The sequence below is a fragment of the Trichocoleus sp. AS-A1 genome, from assembly GCF_039962015.1.
GTDB lineage: Bacteria > Cyanobacteriota > Cyanobacteriia > Cyanobacteriales > FACHB-T130 > FACHB-T130.
Genome location: NZ_JAMPKG010000019.1, coordinates 99,589 through 124,950, shown reverse-complemented (window position 1 = coordinate 124,950; position 25,362 = coordinate 99,589). Strand labels below are relative to the sequence as shown.

The 25,362-nt window shown below is 46.3% G+C and carries 19 protein-coding genes and 1 pseudogene; 9 read left to right on the top strand and 11 right to left on the bottom strand.

The genetic code is table 11. The annotated features are described in order from the left end of the window. Positions 1 to 190: 190 nt before the first annotated feature. The 6 genes from NC994_RS16220 to NC994_RS16195 all read right to left on the bottom strand — a co-directional run bounded on the left by NC994_RS16220 (position 191) and on the right by NC994_RS16195 (position 7,287). Positions 191 to 1,354 (bottom strand): ABC transporter permease, encoded by a 1,164-nt coding sequence (locus NC994_RS16220; protein ID WP_190439091.1) that lies wholly within the window; start codon positions 1,352 to 1,354, stop codon positions 191 to 193. Positions 1,355 to 1,475: 121 nt separating this feature from the next. After that, on the bottom strand, positions 1,476 to 3,002 hold the full coding sequence (locus NC994_RS16215; RefSeq protein ID WP_347276554.1) for an efflux RND transporter periplasmic adaptor subunit: 1,527 nt from the start codon (positions 3,000 to 3,002) through the stop codon (positions 1,476 to 1,478). 30 nt (positions 3,003 to 3,032) lie between these two features. Then, complete coding sequence (locus NC994_RS16210; protein WP_190439088.1) at positions 3,033 to 5,732, bottom strand: glucosidase; 2,700 nt, start codon at positions 5,730 to 5,732, stop codon at positions 3,033 to 3,035. 47 nt (positions 5,733 to 5,779) lie between these two features. Next, positions 5,780 to 6,340: a sugar O-acetyltransferase gene (locus tag NC994_RS16205; protein WP_190439087.1), complete on the bottom strand. Its 561-nt coding sequence runs from the start codon at positions 6,338 to 6,340 to the stop codon at positions 5,780 to 5,782. Positions 6,341 to 6,551: 211 nt separating this feature from the next. After that, positions 6,552 to 6,917 (bottom strand): response regulator, encoded by a 366-nt coding sequence (locus NC994_RS16200; RefSeq protein WP_190410056.1) that lies wholly within the window; start codon positions 6,915 to 6,917, stop codon positions 6,552 to 6,554. Between the two features lie 106 nt (positions 6,918 to 7,023). Beyond that, the gene (locus NC994_RS16195) at positions 7,024 to 7,287 is read right to left on the bottom strand and encodes a hypothetical protein (protein WP_190410057.1); all 264 of its coding nucleotides are present in this window, start codon (positions 7,285 to 7,287) and stop codon (positions 7,024 to 7,026) included. A gap of 137 nt (positions 7,288 to 7,424) precedes the next feature. On the opposite strand from NC994_RS16195, the gene NC994_RS16190 reads away from it, so the two are divergent. Continuing rightward, positions 7,425 to 7,598: a hypothetical protein gene (locus tag NC994_RS16190; protein ID WP_190428456.1), complete on the top strand. Its 174-nt coding sequence runs from the start codon at positions 7,425 to 7,427 to the stop codon at positions 7,596 to 7,598. A gap of 20 nt (positions 7,599 to 7,618) precedes the next feature. On the opposite strand, the gene NC994_RS16185 is transcribed toward NC994_RS16190, so the two are convergent. Then, complete coding sequence (locus tag NC994_RS16185; protein ID WP_190439084.1) at positions 7,619 to 7,786, bottom strand: hypothetical protein; 168 nt, start codon at positions 7,784 to 7,786, stop codon at positions 7,619 to 7,621. A 72-nt stretch (positions 7,787 to 7,858) separates the two neighbouring features. On the opposite strand from NC994_RS16185, the gene NC994_RS16180 reads away from it, so the two are divergent. From NC994_RS16180 to NC994_RS16170, 3 genes are all read left to right on the top strand, one after another. Further along, the gene (locus tag NC994_RS16180; RefSeq protein ID WP_190439082.1) at positions 7,859 to 8,569 is read left to right on the top strand and encodes a gamma-glutamyl-gamma-aminobutyrate hydrolase family protein; all 711 of its coding nucleotides are present in this window, start codon (positions 7,859 to 7,861) and stop codon (positions 8,567 to 8,569) included. A 251-nt stretch (positions 8,570 to 8,820) separates the two neighbouring features. Next, a complete protein-coding gene (locus tag NC994_RS16175; protein ID WP_190439080.1) occupies positions 8,821 to 10,473 on the top strand; it encodes a hypothetical protein in 1,653 nt (550 codons plus the stop codon). A gap of 43 nt (positions 10,474 to 10,516) precedes the next feature. After that, complete coding sequence (locus NC994_RS16170) at positions 10,517 to 11,140, top strand: PspC domain-containing protein (RefSeq protein WP_190439077.1); 624 nt, start codon at positions 10,517 to 10,519, stop codon at positions 11,138 to 11,140. Between the two features lie 37 nt (positions 11,141 to 11,177). Here the strand turns inward: NC994_RS16170 and NC994_RS16165 are convergent, their stop codons facing one another. Beyond that, positions 11,178 to 11,555 (bottom strand): nuclear transport factor 2 family protein, encoded by a 378-nt coding sequence (locus NC994_RS16165; RefSeq protein ID WP_190439074.1) that lies wholly within the window; start codon positions 11,553 to 11,555, stop codon positions 11,178 to 11,180. Between the two features lie 615 nt (positions 11,556 to 12,170). Between NC994_RS16165 and NC994_RS16160 the strand changes: the two genes are divergently transcribed. Then, entirely contained in the window at positions 12,171 to 15,674 is a 3,504-nt protein-coding gene (locus NC994_RS16160; RefSeq protein WP_190439067.1) for a PAS domain S-box protein, read from the top strand. Beyond that, positions 15,646 to 16,026, top strand: coding sequence for a response regulator (locus tag NC994_RS16155; RefSeq protein WP_190410137.1), 381 nt, complete (start codon positions 15,646 to 15,648; stop codon positions 16,024 to 16,026). Before NC994_RS16160 ends, NC994_RS16155 begins: the two co-directional genes overlap by 29 nt. 177 nt (positions 16,027 to 16,203) lie before the next feature. On the opposite strand, the gene NC994_RS16150 is transcribed toward NC994_RS16155, so the two are convergent. Beyond that, positions 16,204 to 16,788, bottom strand: a complete 585-nt coding sequence (locus NC994_RS16150) for a peptidoglycan-binding domain-containing protein (protein ID WP_190410065.1) — start codon at positions 16,786 to 16,788, stop codon at positions 16,204 to 16,206. A gap of 691 nt (positions 16,789 to 17,479) precedes the next feature. Continuing rightward, positions 17,480 to 18,523, bottom strand: coding sequence for a M23 family metallopeptidase (locus NC994_RS16145; protein WP_190439065.1), 1,044 nt, complete (start codon positions 18,521 to 18,523; stop codon positions 17,480 to 17,482). A gap of 917 nt (positions 18,524 to 19,440) precedes the next feature. On the opposite strand from NC994_RS16145, the gene NC994_RS16140 reads away from it, so the two are divergent. After that, positions 19,441 to 19,638, top strand: a complete 198-nt coding sequence (locus NC994_RS16140) for an NblA/ycf18 family protein (RefSeq protein ID WP_190410067.1) — start codon at positions 19,441 to 19,443, stop codon at positions 19,636 to 19,638. Between the two features lie 220 nt (positions 19,639 to 19,858). Here NC994_RS16140 and NC994_RS16135 read toward each other — a convergent pair whose 3' ends face one another. Further along, positions 19,859 to 20,965 carry a WGxxGxxG-CTERM domain-containing protein gene (locus NC994_RS16135; protein WP_190439064.1) on the bottom strand — a complete coding sequence of 369 codons (1,107 nt, stop codon included), beginning with the start codon at positions 20,963 to 20,965 and terminating at the stop codon, positions 19,859 to 19,861. 1,473 nt (positions 20,966 to 22,438) lie between these two features. Between NC994_RS16135 and NC994_RS16130 the strand changes: the two are divergent. Beyond that, positions 22,439 to 23,671 (top strand): annotated as a pseudogene (locus NC994_RS16130) (glycosyltransferase family 1 protein); the annotation flags it as partial. Positions 23,672 to 23,954: 283 nt separating this feature from the next. After that, entirely contained in the window at positions 23,955 to 25,187 is a 1,233-nt protein-coding gene (gene glf, locus NC994_RS16125) for a UDP-galactopyranose mutase (RefSeq protein WP_190410070.1), read from the top strand. Positions 25,188 to 25,362 lie beyond the last annotated feature (175 nt).

Here is a 25,362-nt window from a genome sequence, read left to right as displayed (position 1 = left end):
TCAATCTCTACTCGACTTGAGACTAACATGCTCAGGCTCAATTAATTAGTTTTTTTTGATGTAGCTCTATCAGCCCCTATGCCACTACCTATAGCGTACCTGCGTAAGTCCTGAGATTTTAGATGGAACAATTGCCCATTTAATCCAAAATCTGAAATTGGGCAGCTTGACACAATGCCTATTAGTGAGGCTAAGAGTTACGCAGTGCTTTCACGGGATCGAGTCGGCTAGCTCTCACAGCAGGCAAAAATCCAGCGCCTACTCCTACCAAGAGTGCAGATCCTAAGGACAAGGCAGCCGTCTTGCTTTCAAATTCGTAAGGTAACTTAAAAGTTTCGGCGACAACCATCGTCAAGCCATGCACCGAGATAATAGCGGCAGTTCCCCCCAATAAACTCAGGATTGCCGCTTCCAGAATAAATTGCAGCAAGATGTCCCGCCTTTTTGCCCCAATTGCCCGCCTCAGCCCAATTTCTGGGGTACGCTCCATTACTGCTGCGATTGTGATATTGGCAATGCCGACGCCACCGATGAGTAGCGAAATGATTCCCACGGCTGTCAGCCCATTGGATGCCATTTCCAAGGTTTGCTGCTGCGCCAAGATTTCGTCTACGTTGTTCCAGGCATAAACCTCTTTGCCTGGGAAGCGCTGCTCCATCAGTTGCTTGGCTTTGTCTGCCAAATCTTCTAAGTCTTCTATTTTGTAAGGGCGTATCTTGAAGGAGCCAAGGTCGCGGCTACCCGTCAGGGCGTAGTAAAACGACATCGGTATCAATACCTCACCTTCAGGTTCCCCAAAAGATGGGGTAACGGTTGGCACGACCCCGACAACGACGTAGGGTCTTGAATTGGCATAAATGGTTTCTCCAACAGCTTTCTGACCTTTAAAAAGTTTGTCTACTAAAAATTGATCGAGCACCACGACAGGGCGATAGTTTTCAAAATCGGCAGGAGTGAAAAAGCGCCCCGCTACCAATTGCTTTCCCGACGTGAGCAGAAAGTCTTGAGTAACAGACCTCATATTAGGTTGGGCTTCTTTATCCTGAAATAAGGTTTGAGGATTCGGATAGAACCCACTAGAGGCACTGATTGCCCGCACGCCCTCTAGCCGCTGTCGCAAGTATTCCATGTCTTCTGACCGGAGTTCCCCATTCATGTAGACAGAGACTTGAGGGGCGTCTCTCTCAGCGAGTTGCTTGGCAATTACCGCTCGACTGATGCTGCCCACTTGAAGCGTGGCGCTGACTGCTGCTACACCCATAAAAACGCCCAAAGTGGTAAGGGTTGAACGCACAGGGTTACTGCGTAGCGAGTTACAGGTGAGCGCGAGGAGGTCGAAGGGGGAGAGGCTCATATCAACTTAAAAATTAGGAATTACCAATTACTTCTCATGTTTCTTTTTTCTGTTTCCCAGGCTGAGCATGAGAGCAAGGATATTAATTACCAATTACCGATTACCAATTACCAATTACCAATCACTTTTCATCTTTCTTTTCTAATTTCTCTTGAACAATAACCGGCGTTCCTGGCTCTAAGGAAGCATCCGGTGGGGGCAGCACCACGGAGTCCCCCGGTTGCAAACCTGAAGTCACTTCTACGGTTGTTAATCCCTCTAGCCCCAAAGATACGTCCCGTTTTTGCGCCTTGCCTTGATCTCGTACCCAGACAAAGGGTTTAGAACCAGAGCGCTGTATGGCTTCCGTATTCAAAACCACGACGTTCTGGCGCTGCTGCAAAATGATTTCGACGCTGACTTGGCTGCTAGGAATTAATCTGCGGGTGGGTTGGTCAAGCTTGACAGTTGCAGGCACCGTGGCTTGTCCGGATTGGCTTTCCTGCTCGCTGCTGCTAGAAGTGCTAGCGATCGCTTGGGGATACAAGCTTTGCACTCGTCCGGTAAATTTCTTCGCATCGGGACCAATCACACTAATGCGGACACGTTGATTGCTCTTTACTTTGGCAGCATTCAGCGTGGAAAGATTGAGTTTCACCAACTCTTGCGTTGGATCGCCCAAAGTCAACAGGTCATTCCCAATGTTGACGCCATTCCCATTCTTAACCATGATGTTGAGAACTTTCCCTTGAATGGGTGCAGTGACGATGTTGTTTTGGAGTTGCTGCTGAAGATTTTTGATTTCCAGCACCTTCATCTGGATGTCCCGACTGGTGGTAGCGACTTCTAATTGTGCCTGCCGCAGTTCAGTTTGTGCAGTCGCCACCTTGTCTAAGATTTCTTGCTGGTCAGTTTGACGCTGCTGCTGAAGGTTCTGGAGTTCTAAGTTACTTGTACTCGCTTCTAACTGAGCATCTCGTAAAGCAGACTGGGCATCGCGGACTTGTTCTTGCTGATTCTGGAGTTCGTTGGCTGGAATGAAGCCTTTGTCAGCGAGGACTTGCAGCTGCTTGAGTTCCTGTTGGGCAGCCGTTAGCTTTTCCTGAGCTTCGGCAATCTTCTGCTGATTGCGTTTGATGCTAAGTTCCTGTTTCCGAATTGCCGCCTGCTGATTGACACGATTTTGGAGTTCTCTTCGGGCAGTTGTTAGCCTTTCCTGGGCTTCTACAACTTTCTGGCGACTGCGTGCCAAAGTGAGTTCCTGTTTAGTAATCTCCAACTGCTGGGCGTCGAGGCTTGTTTCTTGCTTGGTGTCGCGCAGAACGATGAGTTTTTGACCGGATTGAACGCGATCGCCAAGTTGTACTAACACCCGTTCCACAGCGCTTTCCGCTGGGGATTTGAGGGTTTGCTGACCGCCTAATTCAACCACGCCACTTTCATTGATCGTGTTCTCAACGGTGCCTCGCTCTACTTTTACCAAACGCACCGCCACCGGATCGCTGGAGCGATTTAGCAGCAACCCATAAACTAGCCAACCTCCTACGCTTGCTACTGCTAGACCTGCTGACCAAGCTAACCATTTGACTCCAGCCTTGAATTCCGGTTTACCCAGTTTTCCAATTCCCAACACTTTGCCCGTCCAGTTTGCAGTAGTAAGCTGAATCACCCTGCTACTGATAATAGTTCACCGTTCAGCCTATTTTTGAGCAGGTTTGGAAGCTTGATTTTGTCCGCCGTATTCGCCGCATTGCTGAATGAGTTTAGCGACTACACCTGTCCAGCCAGTTTGATGACTAGCGCCCAGTCCTGCGCCATTATCGCCATGAAAATATTCGTAGAACAGAATTAAATCGCGCCAATGGGGATTATTTTGAAAGGTTTCCGAGTCGCCATAAACCGGACGTTTACCTGATTCATCCTGAAGGAAAATTCGGGTTAGCCTTTGCGACAATTCTGTGGCGACTTCCCAGAGATTCATCATTTGACCAGAACCTGTGGGACATTCGACTTGGAAATCATCACCCAGGTAGTAATGAAATTTTTGAAGCGCTTCAATAATTAAATAATTAATCGGAAACCAAATAGGCCCGCGCCAGTTGGAATTCCCTCCAAATAAGCCGCTCCTGGATTCTGCGGGTTCGTAATCTACCCGGTATTCTTCTCCATTTACCTCAAAAATGTATGGATTACTCGCATGAAATTTTGAAACGGAGCGAATCCCATAGGGGCTTAAGAATTCATTTTCATCGAGCATTTTCTCTAAGATCCGGCGGAGTTTATCTCGATAAGCGATTGCCAGTAATCTTCTAGCACCAACCCCTGGCGTTTCCATACACGCAACATTTTGCTTTAGGTTAGGGCGATTTTGAATAAACCATTGCATTCTTTGTTGAAAACCTGGAAGTTTCTCTAAAGTTTCTGGTTCAATCGTGGCAACTGCTAATAGGGGAATCAGCCCAACCATTGACCGCACTTTTAATGGCAAATAGCTACCATCAGGTAGATGCAGCATATCGTAGTAAAAACCATCCGCTTCATCCCACAGAGATGTCTCTGCATCGCCCATACAGTTCATCGCATCAGCGATATAAAGGAAGTGTTCAAAAAATTTGCTGGCGATATCTTCGTAAGCGGAATTTTCCGGTGCCAACTCTAGCGCGATCGCTAGCATATTTAGACAGTACATTCCCATCCAACTTGTACCATCAGACTGTTCTAGGTTTCCGCCTGTAGGAAGTTCTACATTTCTGTCAAAGACACCAATGTTATCCATTCCTAAGAAACCGCCTTGAAATACATTTTTCCCTCCGATATCTTTGCGGTTCACCCACCAGGTAAAATTGAGTAGTAATTTTTGAAACACGCGCTCTAAAAACTTCTTATCAGCGCGACCATACATTTTTTGTTCAATCTTGTAAATGCGGAATGTTGCCCAAGCATGAACCGGCGGATTACCATCGCTGAAATCCCATTCATAGGCTGGTAATTGACCATTGGGATGCATATACCATTCCCGCGTCAATCTATCGAGTTGCCGCTTTGCAAAATCCGGATCGATTGTTGCTAAGGGAATGACATGAAAGGCTAAATCCCAGGCTGCAAACCAAGGATATTCCCACTTGTCCGGCATGGAAATAATGTCATCATTGAAAAGATGAATCCACTCAGAATTTCTAATGCTTTGGCGCGACTTGGGTGACGGATGAATCGGATCGCCTTTTAACCATTCTTCTACAACATAGTAATAATATTGCTTATTCCACAACATTCCCGCGAAAGCTTGCCGCTGCACATTTTGCCTGTCTTCTGTTAGCGAACAAGGAGAAGTAACTTTTTCGTAAAATTCATCAGCTTCTCGTTGGCGATTTTGGAAAGCTGTGTCAAAATCCGCACCAAATGGTTCTGCAAAGCTAGGAATATCACTTAGCCTAAGCCGAATCACTTTGGTTTCGCCCGCACCAATTTTTAATTTATAATTAGCGGCAAATTTAGTTCCTATTTGGTTAGGATTTACAGCATCTTTTTGACCGCTGACAATATAATTATTAATCCCATCTTTTACGTAGGTCGAGGGATTATTTACCCCAAACAATCTTTCCTGATTTGTTTCATTTTCTGTAAACAACAGTAGGGGCGGCGTTTCCGCACCCTGATTCCCCTCACAATAAAGCCAGCGTTCGCCCAGCGTTGCTTCAGTAGCTTCTAAAATACTTAGATTATCGTCACTTTTGAGCTTTTTGATTTTGGGCTTATCTTCAGAATTATTCCAAGACCAGGTATTACGAAACCAGAGAGTCGGGAGAAGATGCAGCGTTTTCTCTTCAGTTCCTCGGTTGATAGCACTAATTTGAATTAAAATATCCTCTGGTGAAGCTTTGGCATACTCAACAAAAATATCGAAATAGGCATCAGAATCAAAAACTCCAGTATCAAGTAATTCAAATTCTCGATCTTGATAACCTCTACACTTATTTTCTTCAACGAGTTGAGCATAAGGGAAGGCTTGTTGTGGATATTTATAAAGACATTTCATGTAAGAATGAGTGGGAGTATTGTCAAGATAAAAGTAATATTCCTTGACATCCTCGCCATGATTTCCTTCCTTCCCAGTTAAGCCAAAAAGCCTTTCTTTAAGGATCGGATCTTCTCCATTCCAAAGCGCGATCGCAAAACAAAGCCGCTGATGATTATCCGAAATCCCGGCAATCCCATCTTCTCCCCAGCGATAAGCGCGAGAACGAGCCTGATCGTGAGTAAAATAGTCCCAAGCCGAGCCATCAGGACTATAATCTTCTCTCACCGTTCCCCACTGTCGTTCGCTCAAATAAGACCCCCATCGCCGCCAATGAGCCTTGCGATCGCGGTCTTCTTTTAATCTTTTTTCTTCTGGGGTCATCTTACTGTTAAATTATTAAAAGTTTTCTCATTAAACTCAGCAAAAACTTAAGTTAACGGTCGAATGATTCGACAGGGATTGCCAGCCGCCACGACATTTTCAGGAATATCTTTAACAACAACACTACCAGCTCCAATCGTAGTATTGTCGCCAATTGTTACCCCTGGACAAATGATAGCGCCGCCTCCAATCCAGACATTATTGCCAATCTTAATCGGTGCAGCAAGTTCTAGACCCGTTTGACGGATTTCGGGATCGGTCGGATGATAGGCGGTGTAAATTTGCACGTAGGGGCCAAACAAAACATTGTCACCGATATGAACGGTATTACAGTCTAGAATTACGCATCCGTAATTCATGTAAAATCCGTTGCCCGTGTAAATATTGCTGCCGTAATCGCAGTGAAATGGAGGTACAATTTGAACCGTTGATCCTACCTGAGCGAACAAGTCGTTGAGGATTTGCGATCGCAACTCTAGCTCTTCCTCAGTTGTCGCATTGTACATTCTTAATAGACGAGACGCCCGTTTGCTTCCAGCAGCGAGTTCTGGGTCAGACGCTAGATATAGCTCGCCTGCCAGCATCTTCTGTTTTTCCGTTTTTTCCACGGCGTTGCTTCCTGCACTCTCTCTACAAGTATGCGTTGAAAGTCTACAGGCGTGATGAGAAAGCAATGAGAAATAGCCGCTTGTCCATGCCAAACTTTCCTCATTTACTGGCATCTGCCTAAATACAAAAAAAGAGAGGCTCCGCCTCCCCCTTTAGTCGTAAATTTAAATAGACATTCCCAAGCACCTGCTTAAGAATAAGAAAGTCGGATTATTTTCTCATATGAGTAGCGATCGCTTCTAAAAGTGAAGCAGTTGTAAACGGTTTAGCAAGATAACCGTTTGCACCTAAGAGTTGCCCTTGGTGAAAGAAGTTTTCAGTAGTATCAGCCGTGAGAAAAATGAAGGGAATTGGAGCTGTAACCGGATCGGAACGAAGCGCCCTGAGAACTTCGTACCCATCAAGTTCTGGCATTCTCACATCACATAAAATCAAATCGGGACGCAATTCTTTTGCCAATTGCACTCCGATGCTGCCATTTTCAGCACCAATGGCAATAAATTCTCCTTCAATCAGGATGTCTAGGATGCTCTCACGGATGACTTCTTCATCTTCAATCACCAACACTTTTGTCATCAGTTCCTATCTAGCCATTCAATGACGCTCTGACAACAAAAGGGGTATTCAGCAATTCCATTGCTCAACTGGCTTGTATCAGTTTTATAATGCGACTCTCTAAAAACTATCTTATTTCTGAGGGTCGATCTCCACCAATCGAGAGTGCCTTCTTGCTCTGTTTCAACTGTTTCCAGAGACGCTTCACTTGTTCATATGCCTGTTCGGGAGCAAGCTTGCCTCCGGTCTCTAGAGCAGAAATGTAGCCAACTTTATGAGCAAACTCTTGCAAATTGGCATTAAAAGCGAGTTGTTCGGGCGTAAATGAGCCGTAATAGCGGCTTTGAGGGTAAAGAAAGCTGTTTTTGCTCGCTTGGTCAGGATTAATCATGGCTATCTTTTTATGACATTGAGTCTTAATTTCAAAATCTCTTGTAGATGTTACCTTAACCTAAATTTAACCTAATTTGATTACCCCCTAGGGAATATTCACAAATATCAACTTTCCTGAATTACTAAACAGCAGGGATGATGTTCTGGCTTGGCTTCACCGATGCAGAGTTTACGGCACGTTGCACCCAACAAAGGCGATCTAAAGGCGATCGCGTCTCCCTCGAAAATTCAGCTACTTTCTCCTTGCCTCCATACGCTGTTGAAATTCCCAAGACAGCACAGCAAACTGTATTGCCTGCGACACGCTAAATCTGCAAAAACAGTCATGCTTAAGGGGAACTCAGCCTAAGAATGCAAAGACGGCGATCGCTCGTTTGATGTTGCGGTAGATTTCGCAATTGGCTACCTTGCACAGACAGCGATCGCTTTTTATTGCCGGAAGCTACTTTCAGGATGGAGACTGGAAGCAATAGGAGAGGTTTTTCGATTCCCAGCATCAGGGATAAAATCTCGCAATGCTGAGGTTACGGAGCCAGAGCGATCGCCCGATCAACTGCTAACATCAGAAAATGAAATCTAAGCCGCCACTCATTGGAATTACTACCGCTGGTCAGCTGGATACGCGCCTGTTTAGTATTAGAGGCGACTATGTAGAGGCAGTGCGCTTAGCGGGTGGCTTACCGATGTTACTACCGCCGGGAGAACCCGATCCCGCAGCCATTTTAGAAAGAATTGATGGTTTAATCTTTTCTGGCGGGGGTGATATTGACCCCGCGGTTTACAACGACTCATCCCATCCCACAGTTTATAACGTCGATCATCAGCGCGATACCTTTGAGCTAGCTTTAGCCAAGCTGGTTTTAGATACAGATATCCCAGTGCTAGGGATTTGTCGCGGCTTGGAAATTTTGGTAGTCGCAACGGGTGGCAATTTGGTGCAGCATCTGCCGGATGAATTTGGTGACGCGATCGCGCACCGCACCCATCAGTCTCGCTTCTGCGAACATCATGTGCAAATTGACCCCGATAGTCGCCTAGCAGCGATGATTGGCATTACAGAGTCGGAGATAGTCTCGTGGCATCATCAAGCGGTGCGGACAGTACCACCAGGGTGGAGGGTTACGGCACGCGCTTCTGATGGCGTAATTGAAGCGATGGAACACGAACAGCATCCTTGGGCGATCGCACTTCAGTGGCATCCAGAACTCGCTCTCCAAGATCCCTATCAGCAACGCATCTTTCAGGCGTTAGTCGAGACAGCACGTAAGCGCACAATTTAATTTTCAAGAGATCCACGTGTTCTCGACTACAAGGCACGGACACATCTCGAAAAGGCTGAAACGGGAAAAAAATCTGTTTTGTAGACCTTTAATAAACGTTAGCAAAAGTGTTATTTAAATAAGCTTTTTTCGCATCCTTACTTATCGGGAAATCCAAAAACGAAGATTGTATCTATCTCTATCGTGTTCATCTGTGTTTAGACGTGATTTCCCTATTAAATGATTTTTCCAAAAAGAGAGAAAACCTCTCGATGAAGCGTTTCGTGGCAATTTTCGGTATTGTTGGAATTCTCAATGCCTGTGCAGCTCAAACTCCTCAATCTCCTCAGGCAATTGAGCCAGCAACTAATTCTACTAAATCGACGGCTTCAAACTCAAAAACGACTTCACAAACTGACAAAAGTTCCCAGATAGCGAATTCGGATAATTCAGCAACTAAATTGCCAAAACTGGTTTCCGATAAAGATGAATTGCCTTCTCAGCAATTTGATTTTCACATCCGCAACATTGTGACTGCTGGTGATACTGTAAAGTTTCAATCGCGCAAGTATGATTTTATTTTTGACAAAAATAGTAGTAATTTTTCTGTGCAACCAGGAAGCCTCCCCAAAAATTTTGTTTCTCAGCCAGAGAAGCATCAAAAAGCGCTAGGGGGAGAGTTAAATCTGCCGTCTCGTTACGAAACGATTGAATATCAAGGCAAGACTTATCAATATCGGGTAAGTCGTGAAGGGAATTCAGAAACTCCAGATTGCCAAAAAGAAGCAAAAGTCGTAATTACGCTAATTACGCCCGAAAGTAAGCAACCAAAAACTCAAACCCTATACACAGGCGGTTGTCTGAGCTTTCCTTACATTACCGCCGCTAAAATTGTAGGCGATCGCTTGTGGTGGTCGCTTGCCTTTCCGCAAGGAGAAGGGTATACCGGCAAAACAACACTCGTCGGTTATCAGCCGCAGCAGCAGAAATGGACAGTTATTCATCCACAAGGGATGGATAGACAAGAGATTCTGGATTTCGAGATTGCTGGAACTCGCGATCGCCCAACATTCTGGATGGCAACAAAAATTAGTGGAGAAGGCAACAACTATTCACCAGGAATGGGATTAGTCGCGTACCGTCCCAACTCTTCTGACCTGCAATCTGGTTCTGTGACTTCGTACCGCGTAGACAACAGTCCGCTCATCGGTACAATTCCCGATAAGCTATTGCTGGAATCAGATCGGCTTTGGGTTGGTACAGGCAACGGGGTCTGCCAGTTGCAATTGTCAGTTCCCGATAATCCTGATTGGAAATGCTGGCGCTTTGCCATCACCGCACAACTACCGACCAAGAAAGTGCCACTCTACAGCGCCTTATTGAACGAGACGCCTGCGGCTACTCTCGATGCTACTGGGGGACAAACCGTTGAAGTTCTCTGGTGGCTGCCCACAGACTATAGCAGTAGCAATCAACCTCTGCCGCGCCGGAAAGGTCGTTACGAAGTCAGATATGAAACAGGCTTCACAGGGACGCTGGATGGGCAGGGGGCAACTTCTTGGTCTGAAATTTTTGGATCATCGGAAAAGCCGCCGGTGTGGTTTTCTCCTGTCTCCTGGCCTGGTAATGACTGGCATTGGGACGGTTCGCGCTTTGTCCGAGGATTTGATGAAGTGTGTGAGTGTCACTCTGGGGGAGGTCCTAGAGGCATTGGTTCTATAGAGCGCAATCCTAGCGGTGGCATCAACCTTAATGCCATGCGAGGCGATTTGGATTTAGTGAATTTGTCGAAGAATTCTACTAGCGTCAAATATTATTCCGGCTGGGTTGACGATGCTCTTATTAATCCTTACCCAACTGTGGTGCCACAACCTCCAAAAAACGCTCAACCTAATCCTCTTGAATCTATCGCTAAGCAACTCTAGTTCAGCGTTTTCTACGGTAAGACAAGATATTAGGAATCGGCAAATGGGTGACATTTTTTCTCTAGTTATTTCTCTAGTTATAATTACGGCGCTGTTATTTTTCGGCCCAGCGCTTTCTGCGATCGCAATTCGACGTTCTCTTTCGATTCCTTGGCAATTAGTCCTGCTTGCCGTTTGTGTTTTCTACAGCATTTTTCCAATCCTACTAACTTTGGGGGGTACGGGTTTGGCTGAACGCTTCGCCTGTGAAGTCGGTGGTGGGGGAATTATTATTTTTAATATTTATACCTGTCCTGGAACCCCTTGGCTTGGGGGTGTGATTACGTTGATGACCTTTGCTCATTTGGGTGCAATTATCACGATTCCATCTGGGGTTTTGGGTTTTGTCGGGTTCCTCATTTCCTTAATCCTGAAAACGAACAGGTTGCGAACTGGGGTAAACACACCAGAAAGACCAACCGCAACTTTCTACCGCAGCCGTCGCCGCAAGGTCATTGCAGGAGTGTGTGCAGCGATCGCGCAACGGTGGGGACTGTCACTTCTCGGTGTACGGGTTGCTATAGTCGTTTTAAGCGTTGTTATAACCGGAATTGGTCTGGCGATTTACCTTTGGGTGTGGTTGGCGTTTCCCCTAGAACCATCCCCTGAGCGTAGGCAAGTTGGGTAAATCATCACGACTTTAAGTTTCTGATAGGTAGAGTCAATTATCGTGTTCTTAGCTTAGGGGTTTCAGTATCAAAATATTCACGCCAGCGACTAATCTGACCCTCTTTGAAATTAATCACAATGACATCATCAGCTTTGTTCCGATGACCTGTTGCATTTTCAGTATCTTCGTAATACCACTCGACTACTGCGCGATCACTTTCAACAACTACCTGCCGAATCTCAATTCTTACATCTGAATACTGGTGAGCAAAATGAGTGACTTCTTGCCGAATTCTCTCTTGCCCCTGCCATCGTTGACCCGGTAGGATGATTTCACCGTCGGGCGCAAACAGTGCGGTTAGAGCCTCTGCGTCACGAGCAATCCAGGCATCTCTCGCTTGCGTGATCGCTATCCGAATGTCTTCTGGCTTCATAGACTGATTGGCAAACGCACCTTTGCTAAAATCTGTATTTAATAATATGAGGCTTAATCCTACCTATATAAACCATTTTAAATGAAAAAGATGTATTAATAAAATAATAAAGGCTATCGTAATTACATTTAACTTTAAAAATGTTGTTTTTTACGAACCGCAGAGGCGGCAGAGAAAACAAATACAGAGAAAATTTATAAGTTAGGCTAGGAAAGCTATGCATCCCTCCACTAGCAGAATGAGTTGATAGCAAGTTTACTAAATGATTAGAAGGCGAGCTACCCGACTTCTCTAAGAAGTCGGGTAGCTGAACCTCTAGCTCATAACTAAAATCTGATTGCTATACTATTTTGGATTGTCAAATACTTACGATTTTCCTTGTCTCTACCAGTCCGTAGCTTCAGAAAATCAAACTCAGAAAATTAAGTATGGTAACGGTCAAACAAAATGGGATTACCAACGAGAGGAATGGAGCTTATTAAAGCCTTTTCTGAGAGTATCTTATCGCCCTGCCAGAAAATTTACTTTAAGGTAGACTCAGGCTGCTAAGGAAAGAAGCTTGATACTGGAATTTTTAAACGTCTTTTTTACTTCAAGGGTAAGGAAAGAAGCTGGATGCTGGAATTTTTAAATGTCTTTTTTAGTTCAGGAGGGTTTATCCCTCACGGTCATTGTTACCTATGGAAGTCTGGTTTGGTGTGGCTTCATATCGTGTCCGATTCTCTAATTGCCCTTGCTTATTATTCGATCCCGGTGACGCTGTTCTACTTTGTCCGGAAGCGTCAGGATCTTCCATTTGACTGGATTTTTCTATTATTTGGGGCATTTATCATCGCCTGTGGTACCACCCATGTCATGGAGATTTGGACGCTTTGGCATCCTACCTATTGGCTATCGGGGTTCGTCAAAGCAATTACCGCTTTAGTTTCGGTGTACACGGCTGCGTCTCTGGTGCCCTTGGTTCCTCAAGCGCTTGCTCTCCCAAGCCCCGCAGTGTTGGAAGCAACGAACCGAGAACTGGAAAACCAAATCGCCTACCGCTTGCAGATAGAGGAGGCGCTGCAAGCAAGCGAAGAACGATTTCGGAGTGCCTTTGACTATGCGGCGGTGGGAATGGCGCTGGTGGCAACAGATGGACGCTGGCTGGAAGTCAATCGTTCTTTATGCGAGATCGTTGGCTATTCGGAGCAAGAATTATTGGCTAGGAACTTCCAAGCGATTACGCATCCAGACGATTTAGAAACCAATCTGGAATATATGCACCAAATGCTGGCTGGCAAGATTCAGCATTACAACGTGGAGAAGCGATACCTCCACAAACAGGGACACATTGTATGGATTTTCTTGAGTGGATCGCTGGTGCATAATGCCAAGGGTGAACCGTTGTTTACTGCTCAGATTCAAGACATCACGCAGCGCAAGTTGGCAGAGGAGGAGAGAAAGGCATCGCAAGCGCGACTGGCTGGGATTTTAGATATTGCTGAGGATGCAATTATTTCCGTAAACGAAACTCAACAAATTACCTTATTTAACCAAGGGGCGGAAAAAATATTTGGCTATACCGCCAATGAGGTAATTGGTCAGTCCCTGGATTTGCTGTTGCCAAAGCGGGCTGCGATCGCTCACCGTCAGCATATTCGCAATTTTGACACTTCTGTGGGTACCGCCCGGAAGATGGGAGAGCGCAACGAGGTTTTTGGACAGCGTAAAAATGGTGTGGAGTTTCCAGCGGAAGCTTCCATTTCTAAGCTGGAATTAGCTGGGGAAAAAATATTTACCGTAATTTTACGAGACATCACCGAACGCAAGCGGGGGGAGGAAGCTTTATCCCAACTAGCCTCGATTGTTGAGTCCTCAGAGGATGCAATCGTGGGCAAAACACTAGATGGAATCATTACCAGCTGGAACTCAGGGGCTGAACGAATCTATGGCTATACCGCCCAAGAAGTCAAGGGACAGCCAATCTCGATTCTGTTGACACCCGACCGCTTCAATGAGATGCCGTCAATTTTGGCAAGAATCAAGCAGGGAGAACGCATCCCCCCTTATGAAACCGTGCGCCTTAAAAAAGACGGTAGCCAAATTGATGTTGCCATTACGATTTCTCCAATTAAGAATCGGGTGGGTCAGGTGACGGGTGCCTCAGCGATCGCTCGTGACATTAGCGATCGCCGCGCCATAGAACGCCTCAAAGATGAGTTTGTCTCTATCGTCAGTCACGAACTGCGGACGCCCCTAACCTCGATTCGCGGTGCCCTCGGCTTGCTGGCAGGGGGTCTGCTGACTGCTAAACCGGAAAAGGCTCAACGGATGCTGGAGATTGCCGTCTCGAATACCGACCGCTTAGTTCGCCTGATTAACGACATCCTCGATATTGAGCGTATCGAGTCGGGTCAGGTGGCGATGGAGAATCAGATTTGCGATGCGGCAACTCTAATGCTTCAGGCATCAGAGGTGATGCGGGCAATGGCTGACAAAGCTGGAGTCACCCTATCCGTGTCTCCCACATCCGCCCAACTTTACGCCGATCCTGACCGGATCATCCAGACCCTGACGAACCTACTCAGCAATGCCATCAAATTCTCGCCTCCTAGCAGCAACGTCTATCTCAGCGCCGAAATTCAGCAGACCAGGGAGCCGCTTGTAGAGACGCGATTTCCCACTTCTGGAGTCGGGGAGGGTGGAACAGGGAAAGAATTTACCCCCTCACTTGCTCAACCTCTCACCCTCACAGTATTGTTCAAAGTGAAAGACCAGGGACGAGGGATTCCCGCACAGAAGCTGGAAAGCATCTTTAACCGATTCCAACAAGTTGATGCCTCTGACTCGCGCGATAAAGGTGGCACAGGTCTGGGGTTAGCAATCTGTCGCAGCATTGTGCAACAGCATGGAGGTCGTATCTGGGTCGAAAGTACGCTGAATGAAGGCAGTACCTTTTTCTTTACACTGCCCCTTTTGGGTAGTGAGACACGAATGCTGAATGCTGAGGATGAACGGGAGAATCTGTCTTTGGGAGATGTGACGACAGCCCAAGCCGAATACTCCCCTGTGGCTACTCAGGACAGTGCCGTGCCTTTACCTTCGGACGCTGAGAATGCACTGGGTACGCCTCTCGTGCTGGTGTGCGATGATGAGCCTGCGGTCTGTGCCGTAGTCCAAACTTTATTAGAACAGCGCGGCTACCAAGTCAAGACGGCTTTCTCAGGTCAAGAAGCTGTAGAATTGGCGCTCCAGGAGCAACCTGCGGTGATTCTGCTTGACCTGATTATGCCCGGTATGAACGGCTGGCAAACAATGGCAGTTTTGAAACAGCGACCCGATACAAGGGAAATTCCCATCGTCATTTTCAGCGTTTTATCCCCAGAGCAGAGTAATCTCCTCAAATCTTCTTTAGAGAATCAGACCTTAAGTAGCCTGCTAGATGGAAACCTTCTGCAAACCGATCTGAGTCAGTTGCAGCCGTCTGAACCTTCAGATGCGATCGCTTCCAATGCAATTGCAATGGAAAATGCAGCCAGTTCTAATATTGACAGCGCGGATTCTACAATCAACGACATTCCGCCTCAGGTATTGCTTCCACCAAACTCAGATGATGACAAGCCGCGCCCTCCTGATTTTACCGGCTGGGTTCGCAAACCCTTAAATGAAGCATCCTTATTTCAAGCGCTAGAGCAGTCGTTGCAACAGGCAAAGATTGCTAGAGTTTTGCTGGTGGAAGACGACCTGGATCTGGCGCGGGTACTGATTGCTCGGTTTGAGCGCCACGGTTTGGAAACGATTCACGCGAAGAACGGACGCGAGGCAATTCAAAAATTAGCAAATATCAATCCCGATCTGCTAGTGCTGGATATCGTACTGCCGGAGTACGATGGTTTTGCTGTAGTAGACTGGCTGCGTCAGTGCAATCGCCTGCGCCAAATTCCAATCGTGGTATATTCTGCTAAGGATTTGAACAACGCCGAAAGAGAGCGGCTGCGGCTAGAACAAACCGAGTTTCTAACTAAAGGTCGGATTACTCCAGAACAATTTGAAGGGCGCATCATTGCCTTGCTGAATCGGATGGTTCCCAACAGGAAGGAAAACTGCAATGGTGACAACGAAGCGCATCCTGGTAATTGATGATGAAGAGGATATTCGGGAAGTGGCTCAGCTAAGCTTAGAAATGGTCGCCAGCTGGGACGTTATGACAGCGAGTTCCGGAAGGGAAGGGCTTGCCAAGGCTGAAGTTGAACCACTTGACGCCATCCTTCTAGATGTGATGATGCCCGACTGGGACGGTACAACGACTTTTCAACAGCTGCAAGCCAATCCAGTAACCCAGCACATCCCCGTGCTGTTGTTGACGGCTAAAATGCAGGCTGCTGACCAACGCCGTTTTGCTCAACTAGGAGTAAAGGCAGTAATTGCGAAACCTTTCGACCCGATGACTCTGGCAGATCAAGTTGCGAAGTCTTTAGGATGGGATATTTAACTGAGTTTTGCTACCAATCGACTGCAAACTCACCCCATCCCAAATTTGAGTGAAACCCAAAAGAATAGGGCGCAGTTGTGCGCCCTATTCTTGTTAAACAGTAAAATCAATTCGATGAAATGAGGTTAACTCAGCTCGTTCTAGGATAGATAGACCAGCTTCTTAGCTAAATCTTCTCTATACTCCCAGCGCTCTGCGAGTTTGCGGTCCCACTACTCCATCTGCACGTAAGCCATTTCTCGACTGAAAATTCCGGACTGCTCTTTGAGTCACCGAACCATAATATCCAGTCGGTGAAACCCCTAAAGCAGATTGAACTTGTCGAACAGCAGAACCTCTAGAGCCTAGGCGGAGAAAGGAACCGCCAACACCAGAACCAGGATTAGAACCAGAACCTGGTCTCGTGCTGATATAGTTAGCAGCAACATAACGGCCCGTAGAAAGCTTTGCATACCCGTTGCGATAAGCCACAACTGGTGCAAGTGCAGCTCCATTACGGACGCAGCTATGCACTCCGTAACGTGTGCTGGGACCGTAGCGAGCATTGAGACAACTGCCGTTTGTATTTACAAAATACTGTGCTGCGTTAGCTGGTTGGATCTCGCTGAGACCTCCGAACAAGAAAGCTACACCAAGTAAACCCAGCCAAGCTGAACTCGGTGGTTGCTTCCAGTTCAGCGAAAAGTCACGCAGAGTATACTCGATACCAGCTTCTGCCTCTTCATAGGTATTAGAAACATGAATGTAAGCAAGAGTTTCCATGATTTTTCTCCGTATGGTTGAGAAACACTTTGTGATGCTTCAGGATGGCTGCTGAGTTTTTCGGAAACATTTTTCGGAAACTCAGGTGATTTTTTATGAATTGTTGAGTTTCAGCCACATTAGAGGTACCTAATGTGCAATTTACTTTCTAAATGAGACGTTCAACTGTAGCCGTTCCAAAACATACAGACAATTCAGCAATACACAAATAATGTGAACTGACAGATGGCAATTCAATCAACGAGTCAAGTTCCAGAAATATCTGGTCTATCCCCGCTTTAGAATAAATCGTTTGCTCAGTTGTCCGATCGCTGTTTTCCCGCACTGACGCACCTTCAGAAAAGTTGCATCGATGCGAGATGGTAATGCTCGTGTCGGTCAGAACGCTTTGTCTATCTGGTTAATCAATACTGTAAGGCTTTAACTCCTCACAATAGTCAAACAATAAGGTAGACATTATCGCAATCTTAAAATCTTAATTTTTTATTCAGAAAAAAGTGAAGAAAAATAAGTTTTATTAAGAAGAAGTAAAGAAAAGGCGATCGCTTTGTCACCTCCCTTGGAAAATCAGGGTAGAAAGAGCGATCGCCCATAGAGAACCTGATAGTCTATCTAGAGAAGAAATCGGGTAGCACTTTCTCTTAGCACGTTCTTTGAAGATTCGTAACCATCAGTCGTCAAACCAAACCTTTTAGAACCGTGAAATCTTCAAAGAACCGTTAAAAGGCTCAGAACGGAGCTGACGACCATTTCGCCAAACTTCTACTCCGCGTGGACTAATAAAATAAGAATAACTGCCGTTATCCGCTTGATACCGATCCTGCCCAACACGCCAAGCCGCAAGCTGCATCGAAGCGCTCGGTTGTTGCTTTAATTGCCCCATATAAAACAATTGACCATTTTCCCGACAAACTTTCACCAGAGAGCTTGCCGTCTCACCTTCAATCAAGGGGTTGCCGCATTGATTGAAAGTCGCAGCAACAGCATAAGTCGCTGGTGCCGGAGTCACTGCAATCGGTTGCAGTGGTTTGGGTGCGATCGCGCGCGGTACTCGAAGAGAGTTCCCTTGCTGACGACCCCCAGAATAAACATTTAGATTCGGGTAGAGTTTGGTGTTGCCTCTCGTGTCCGCGTTGTTGCGTACAGTCTGAGAAACCACTGGAGGCGGATCAATCGGTTTAGGCGCAGCGGTTGCTCTTTGCGGCGGTGGAATCCTGCCTGCGACTAAAGAGGGCAATCCGGCAGCCGGGTCAACCGCTAGACGACCATCAGGATGATACTCAAAGTGGAGATGAGGGCCTGTACTATTCCCTGTCGAACCCATCTCAGCAATTACTTGACCCTGAGTAACTTGTTGACCTTTACTCACCAAAAGACGACTATTGTGACCATACACCGTGTGGCTTCCATCAGGATGCTGGATTTCTATTACGTTGCCTAATCCCCATCCCGAATCATCACGACCAGCTTTGATGACTGTACCCGATGCGGCAGCAACAATCGGAGTTCCAGTGCTATTAGCAATATCAATTCCTTCATGATAAGTATTAAAGCCTTGAGTGAGATTCCCTTGAGTGGGCCATATTAAGCCAGAACCAAGGGAGGGATGACCTTGAGTAGGGGAATAGTCTTTTGCTTGAGTCAGGAGGCAGAAACTTGTACCTAGCACGGTGGCGCATGAGATAACGCCAATTAAGCCATATTTACGGAATTGAGAAATAGCGAGTTGTTTCATTAGATCAGAGCCTGGAAGAAGAAGGGTCTAGGAAGCCTTTTTGTTATCTGTTGGCTTCAGCTTTGAGCTAGCTATATCAGGACAATCGCTATGTAGATTAGGGATACCCGTTTAAGGGGGACAGTAGAACCCCCTCCTCTTATCTTCAGAGGCAAACCTGCATCTCCCAATCCCTCCCGGCGACGGTGAGGGGCGCTCGGTTTGATAACCTACGCTGCTAGCGAGTCACTAAACCTGGCTGACAAGTAGTTATATTTTGTGCTGTTCGCTTGGAGTTGAGCTTATAGATGAAGGAGCTTGCTATTTAGTTTAAGTGGATATTTTCTCTTAGAAGGGTTGCTTAGAAGTATGTTCCTTGTTTGGGGATAGATCCAAAAATGGTCAAAAGCATTAATAAATGGCTTAATTTGTGCAGATTCGCTTTAATTCAGGAATTAGCGATTTTTATTTGAAGCAAATACGGCAGAATAGCCTAACCTTCTAGCCTTCCTTCCCTGAGATGCCTATTTTTTACCCATCACTGCGGAAAGAGAGTTTATTTTTCTTGTGTCCTGTAAAAAAGTTCAGATAGATCCGATAGTGACAAAGGACTCTCTCAATCTGACACGCAAGCAGATGGGCATTATCCAACTTTAGTCTGCTCGTGCTGCCCTTCACTCTCCGACAGCTCAAACAGCCTGAGTGCAAAGAAGTGTTAGATATTTAGCTAATCCTTATTGAATAAATCTATCGGATTATTTCTTAAGGAAATTAAAGTTACATCGGGTGGAAGAGGAAGCTGCAAACTTGAAAATGATATTTTGTAATTGTCAGGCAACAAAAGAAGTTTAAATAAACTGGTTCATTTAGCTTCATTTTCAGACACATATCAATTACTTAACTTTAGTTTTTGGCCTAGTTGGGCACAGGAGAATATTATGGAACGCCCCATTGAATTGTCTTTAGAGCAAGAATTTAGCCTAATTTCTTTTGCAGATCAAGTGCAGCATATGTCTCGCGAGCAAGCTCAACAATTTTTGGTTCAGCTACATAAGCAAATGATAATTCGAGACACTATCTATCAGAACTTGCTGAAGCATCAATGGGGTCTGGATTCAATTCTGGGATCTGTGTAAAGCTTGAAAGCGATCGCCTAAACTTTCCTAAAATTTGAAAAATTACATATAGCGGTTCTCGGTTATGTGAGGTACATTCTCAAAACTGGAAAGCTTGATAATAGTGAATTTTTGCGTACCTCACTCCTGTAAAAAACGCTATATATATGAGTAAAGCCCTGGTTTACAGCCAGGGCTTTGTTGTTAGCTTTGGTTTTTAAAGACTTGGTTTAACGCTGGTTTAACGCTGACGTGCAGTTTCATGGTTCTGCTTGCGGAACAGATTAGCTAGACCGATTAGACCCAGCAAGCCTAACCAGCCCCAACTCGAGTTACGATCGCCTCTTGCAGACTGAACTCCTTGGTAAGAAGTGGTGTCTGTAGTAGCGCCGTTGGGAGTTGTGCTACCGGGAACCGTAGTTGTGTCTGAAGTAGTGCCTCCAGGCGTCGTAGTCGTGGCGTCAGGAGCAGCGGTAGTCCCTGTTGCACCCCCAGGCGTTGTGACTGTGCCGTAAGGAGCAGTAGAAGTCCCGGAACTGGTGCCACCTCCACCCGTTGTCCCAGAAGTAGCATCTGCACCCGTGGTACCAGAAGTTGCGCCACCTGCGCCTGTGGTACCGGCAGTTCCGCCACCGATGCCAGTGGTACCAGAAGTTGCACCGCCTGCGCCTGTGGTACCGGCAGTTCCGCCACCGATGCCAGTGGTACCGGAAGTTGCTCCACCCGCGCCCGTTGTCCCGGCAGTTCCGCCACCGATGCCAGTGGTACCAGAAGTTGCACCGCCTGCGCCTGTAGTACCGGCAGTTCCGCCACCGATGCCAGTAGTACCAGAAGTTGCACCGCCTGCGCCTGTGGTTCCGGCAGTTCCGCCACCGATGCCAGTAGTACCAGCAGTTCCGCCACCGATGCCAGTGGTACCAGAAGTTGCGCCACCCGCGCCCGTTGTCCCGACAGTTCCGCCACCGCCTGCGCCCGTTGTCCCGGCAGTTCCACCACCGATGCCAGTAGTACCAGAAGTTGCACCGCCTGCGCCTGTAGTACCGGCAGTTCCGCCACCGATGCCAGTAGTACCAGAAGTTGCACCGCCTGCGCCTGTGGTACCGGCAGTTCCGCCACCGATGCCAGTAGTACCAGAAGTTGCACCGCCTGCGCCTGTGGTACCGGCAGTTGCACCGCCTGCACCCGTTGTACCAGAAGTTGCGCCACCTGCACCCGTACCAGTACCGGAAGCTGAACCACCAGCACCACCGCCTGTTTGGGCAACAGAAGGCAGAGTTAAGGGTAGAGCCGCTACAGTGAAGGCAAAGGTACTTGCAAAAAGAACTTTGGACAAATTAGAAGGTTTCATCGTAGTGGTTTTTCTTATTCTCTAGAACTCTGCGATTTGTTATTATTCAAAAACAGTCTTGTTAACTTCATGGGCAGCTAAATTACGAAGACTGGATATACTTCCCGCTCATGAAGTCCCGATCTAGGACGATCGTGGTTTAGAATACGGGTCTGGAATTACCAGAGCGTTTTGCTATTCTCCTCAGATGCGATCGCTCTTAGGAAGAATAACTGCCATCAGTTCTCTTTACTTCTACCAGAGGAACAGACCCACCTCTCCCTGAAGGATTGACTTTACTTTAAGCCAGTGTGTGCTTAAGAATACAAACAGTTCTATGGGGAGCTATGCTATGCTATGCTTCTCCCGATAGCACAGCAGATAAGCTTAGTGATTAGTTGAGACTGTGTCATCGAGGGGAAAATATTTTCCCTTCGTTATTAACTTTCCTTGGCTATTTTCCCCTTTCATCCATCTGCTTTACAGTTTCTCTGAGCAAGCGATCGCTCAACGCTCAGTTTGTAAAACTGAGTCAAGATTCATCACTCCCTTTGGGAGGTTCGCCAAATTCTCCTAGAGAAGTTACTATCTACTGTTCAGTAACTTTGCAGAAGGCCTTTCGAGGCAATTCCTCGAAGTATACTCCACGCTCAATAAAAATTATTAATATACTATTAAGGTTTTTATTTAAAGCCTAAATAAGATATTTTCTTTAGTAGCTTTAGCTATTAAAATAATTACGAAAAACTTTTGCACACCTTTTGTATTTGCTACTAAAGGTGATACATAAAGCATAAATTATATAAATTTAGTGCTGTATTTTTTTAGGATACAAGCATTTAATTCACCTTTATTCAATCCATTTAGAGCGATCGCTAAGCGCACAGCTTCGGCGAACATAACTCTTATTGAATAACCTAAAACGCAAGCACCTAAAATGATAAACCGGCGTAAAACAAATTACGTGAGATTACGTGCGCTCGTTACTGAAGCTACTACAGCCATCGAAAAGGGATGCAATAATGCTGCTACTTGGAAGCATTGTCTTCTAAGTCCTGCAACCCACCCGCATCTCTTGTTTACTCCCATTAGAAGTCACTATACTTAGGTATTTTGTATTATTTAGCACAAACTAATTTAACATTAAATTTATTCTTTAGGAAGAAGTCGCGTCATTCCTCTGGTAGAAGCTAGAACTCAACAATAGCTATTATTTTTTTAGCAGTGGCAGCAAATTCCTTCTCCAGGCAGAAGCGGATGGTAATAAAACCCGATAAATTAAGCAGAAGTGCGAAGTCAATAAAACTGCTTTAGAGTCGCAAAAAGGGTAAACAAGGCAGGAAAACATCATTTCTAGCTGCTTTTTGTAGTTATAGCTAGGAATTAATTTTAAGTGTTCTTTTCACTTCAAGGCTTTCCACTTTGTTCTTCTTTGTGTGTAGGTAGGCGATTCTGAAAGCTTAAATCCAATCTACGAAATATCTGAGGCTATTTATGTCCCAGCCCAAAAATTTGATAAAGAATAGTGTGAGTAATGGTGGGGCATGGGAGATACAGTTCTCCATAAAAGATGCACTTGAGTCTCCCTCAGCGAGTGCATTTCCAACATTACAGTCGGATGGTTCTGATTCCTTGTCAAATACACCGGCGCTCATTTGTTTGTCGCATTTGCGTTGGGATTTTGTCTACCAACGACCGCAACATCTCTTGAGTCGCTGTGCAAAGCAGCGAAGAGTATTCTTCATTGAAGAACCGATTTTCAGTTCCGATCCATCTTGGCGGCTGGATGTTAGCCTCCGCGAGAGTGGTGTCTCGGTGGTGGTGCCTTACTTGAGCGAAGGAATGAGTGAGGAAGAAATCATTGCTGCTCAAAAGGGGATGCTCGATGATTTGTTAGCACAAGCGCAGATCCGCGAGTATATTCTGTGGTATTACACACCGATGGCAATCGCGATCGCAGACCACTTAGATCCTTTAGTCGTTGTCTACGACTGTATGGATGAGCTATCTGCATTTAAGGGAGCGCCACCCGTGATGATTGAGCGCGAAGCCGAACTCTTTAAACGTGCAGATTTGGTATTTACAGGCGGACAGAGCCTTTACGAAGCCAAGCGCAACCAGCACCCGAATGCCCACGCCTTCCCCAGTAGCATCGAGAGAGCGCACTTTGCACAAGCAAAAACTCTGACAGAGGAACCAGCAGATCAAAAAAATATTCCCCACCCGCGTCTGGGATTCTATGGGGTAATTGATGAGCGCATGGATCTGGAACTGCTGAGTGGCATGGCCCAAGCGCGACCTGACTGGCATCTGGTTATCATTGGCCCAGTCGTCAAAATAGACCCCAAAGAGCTGCCCCAACATCCCAATCTTCACTATCTGGGTGGGAAGTCTTATCAAGAATTGCCTGCATATCTTGCTGGGTGGGATGTAGCGTTGTTGCCTTTTGCTCGTAACGAGTCAACCCGCTTTATTAGCCCTACCAAAACTCCAGAATACCTCGCCGCTGGGAAGCCAGTTGTATCTACCTCGATCCGGGATGTCGTTCGTCCTTACGGAGAGATGGGTTTAGTGCAGATTGCAGATACCGTCGCAGATTTCGTCGCCGCAGCCGAAGCAGCAATCGAGCAAAATTACGATCGGTCGGCATGGCTGAGTCAGGTGGATGCTTTCTTAGCGCAGAATTCGTGGGATTCCACTTGGGCGCGGATGATGCAACTGATTGAGGGTGTAATGAACGACACGAGTGTATCTCAAGAATTGCGCGATCGCGTTGCCAAAACTTCAGCGTCTGAATTGGGCGAGCGTGCAGGAGTTACCTCGGTTAACAAACCCCAACAAACATCCTGAGCCAGTCCCCTTAAAGCGAATAAGGACTGGTTTTTGGTTGATTTTCTGACTTTTCAGGTTTTCAATTTTTACTTTCTACCCAAGGGTAGCCGTTTCATTTTTCCCTTACTCCGGTAAGGGTTTCACGCCATATTTCTATTAAATAAGCGAGGCTTTTAGAATGTTCGATTATCTTATTGTGGGTGCAGGGTTCGCTGGAAGTGTCCTTGCAGAGCGGCTGGCGACTCAGTCGGGCAAGAAGGTTCTAGTGGTTGACAAGCGATCGCACATTGGCGGCAATGCTTACGATCATTACGATGATGCGGGCGTTCTCGTACACAAATACGGCCCTCACATCTTTCATACCAACTCCCGCGAAGTCTTTGAGTACCTTTCCAAATTCACCGAATGGCGCTCTTACGAACACCGCGTTTTGGCGAGTGTAGACGGTCAACTGGTACCCATGCCCATCAACCTCGACACCGTTAATAAACTTTACGGACTGAGTCTCACCTCCTTTCAACTCGAAGAATTTTTCGCCTCGGTTGCGGAGAAAAAAGAACAGATCCGTACCAGCGAAGATGTAGTTGTCAGCAAAGTAGGGCGGGAATTGTACGAAAAATTCTTCCGGAACTACACGCGCAAACAATGGGGAATCGATCCCTCGGATCTCGATAAGTCAGTCACCTCACGGGTGCCTACCCGCACCAATCGAGACGATCGATATTTCACCGATAGCTATCAAGCGATGCCATTGCACGGCTATACCCGGATGTTCGAGAAGATGTTGTCTCATCCGAACATCAAAATCATGCTTAACACCGATTATCGGGAAATTCAGAAAGTCATTCCGTACCGGGAAATGATTTACAGCGGGCCTGTTGATGCTTACTTCGATTACCGCTATGGAAAGCTTCCCTACCGTTCCCTTGAATTCAAGCATGAAACGCACAACAAGCCTGTGCATCAATCAGCGCCAGTCGTAAACTACCCCAATGAGCATTTATACACACGCATCACTGAGTTCAAGTATCTGACCGGACAAGAACACAGTAAAACTAGCATTGTTTACGAGTACCCCCAGGCAGAGGGAGATCCTTACTACCCAGTACCGCGCCCAGAAAATGCCGAACTCTACAAGAAATACAAGGCATTGGCTGATGCAACCCCGGGGGTACATTTTGTCGGACGCTTGGCGACCTACAAGTATTACAACATGGATCAATGCGTGGCTCAGGCGCTCACGGTTCACAAACAGATTGGCACGAAACAAGAACCAATCACTTTAGAACCTGTGGAAGCGAGAAGCAACTACACCCAGAATGTTTCTCTCAGTGAAATCGTTGAACAACGCCCGCAGACAGAAGTTGCAACTACAAACGGAAACGGTCACGGAAAAGCCGTTAGTCATTAGTCAGTAGTCAACAGTCATTAGTCATTAGGGATTTGCTAATGACTAATGCTTGCTTGAATCATTTTTACTGCCATGAACGATGAATAAAACATCGGAAACAATAGCCATGAGTCATGGGCTACTGACACTTCATGCACAAGTTATTCGGGGGTGAGGAATGATAAGAGCAGCCTTA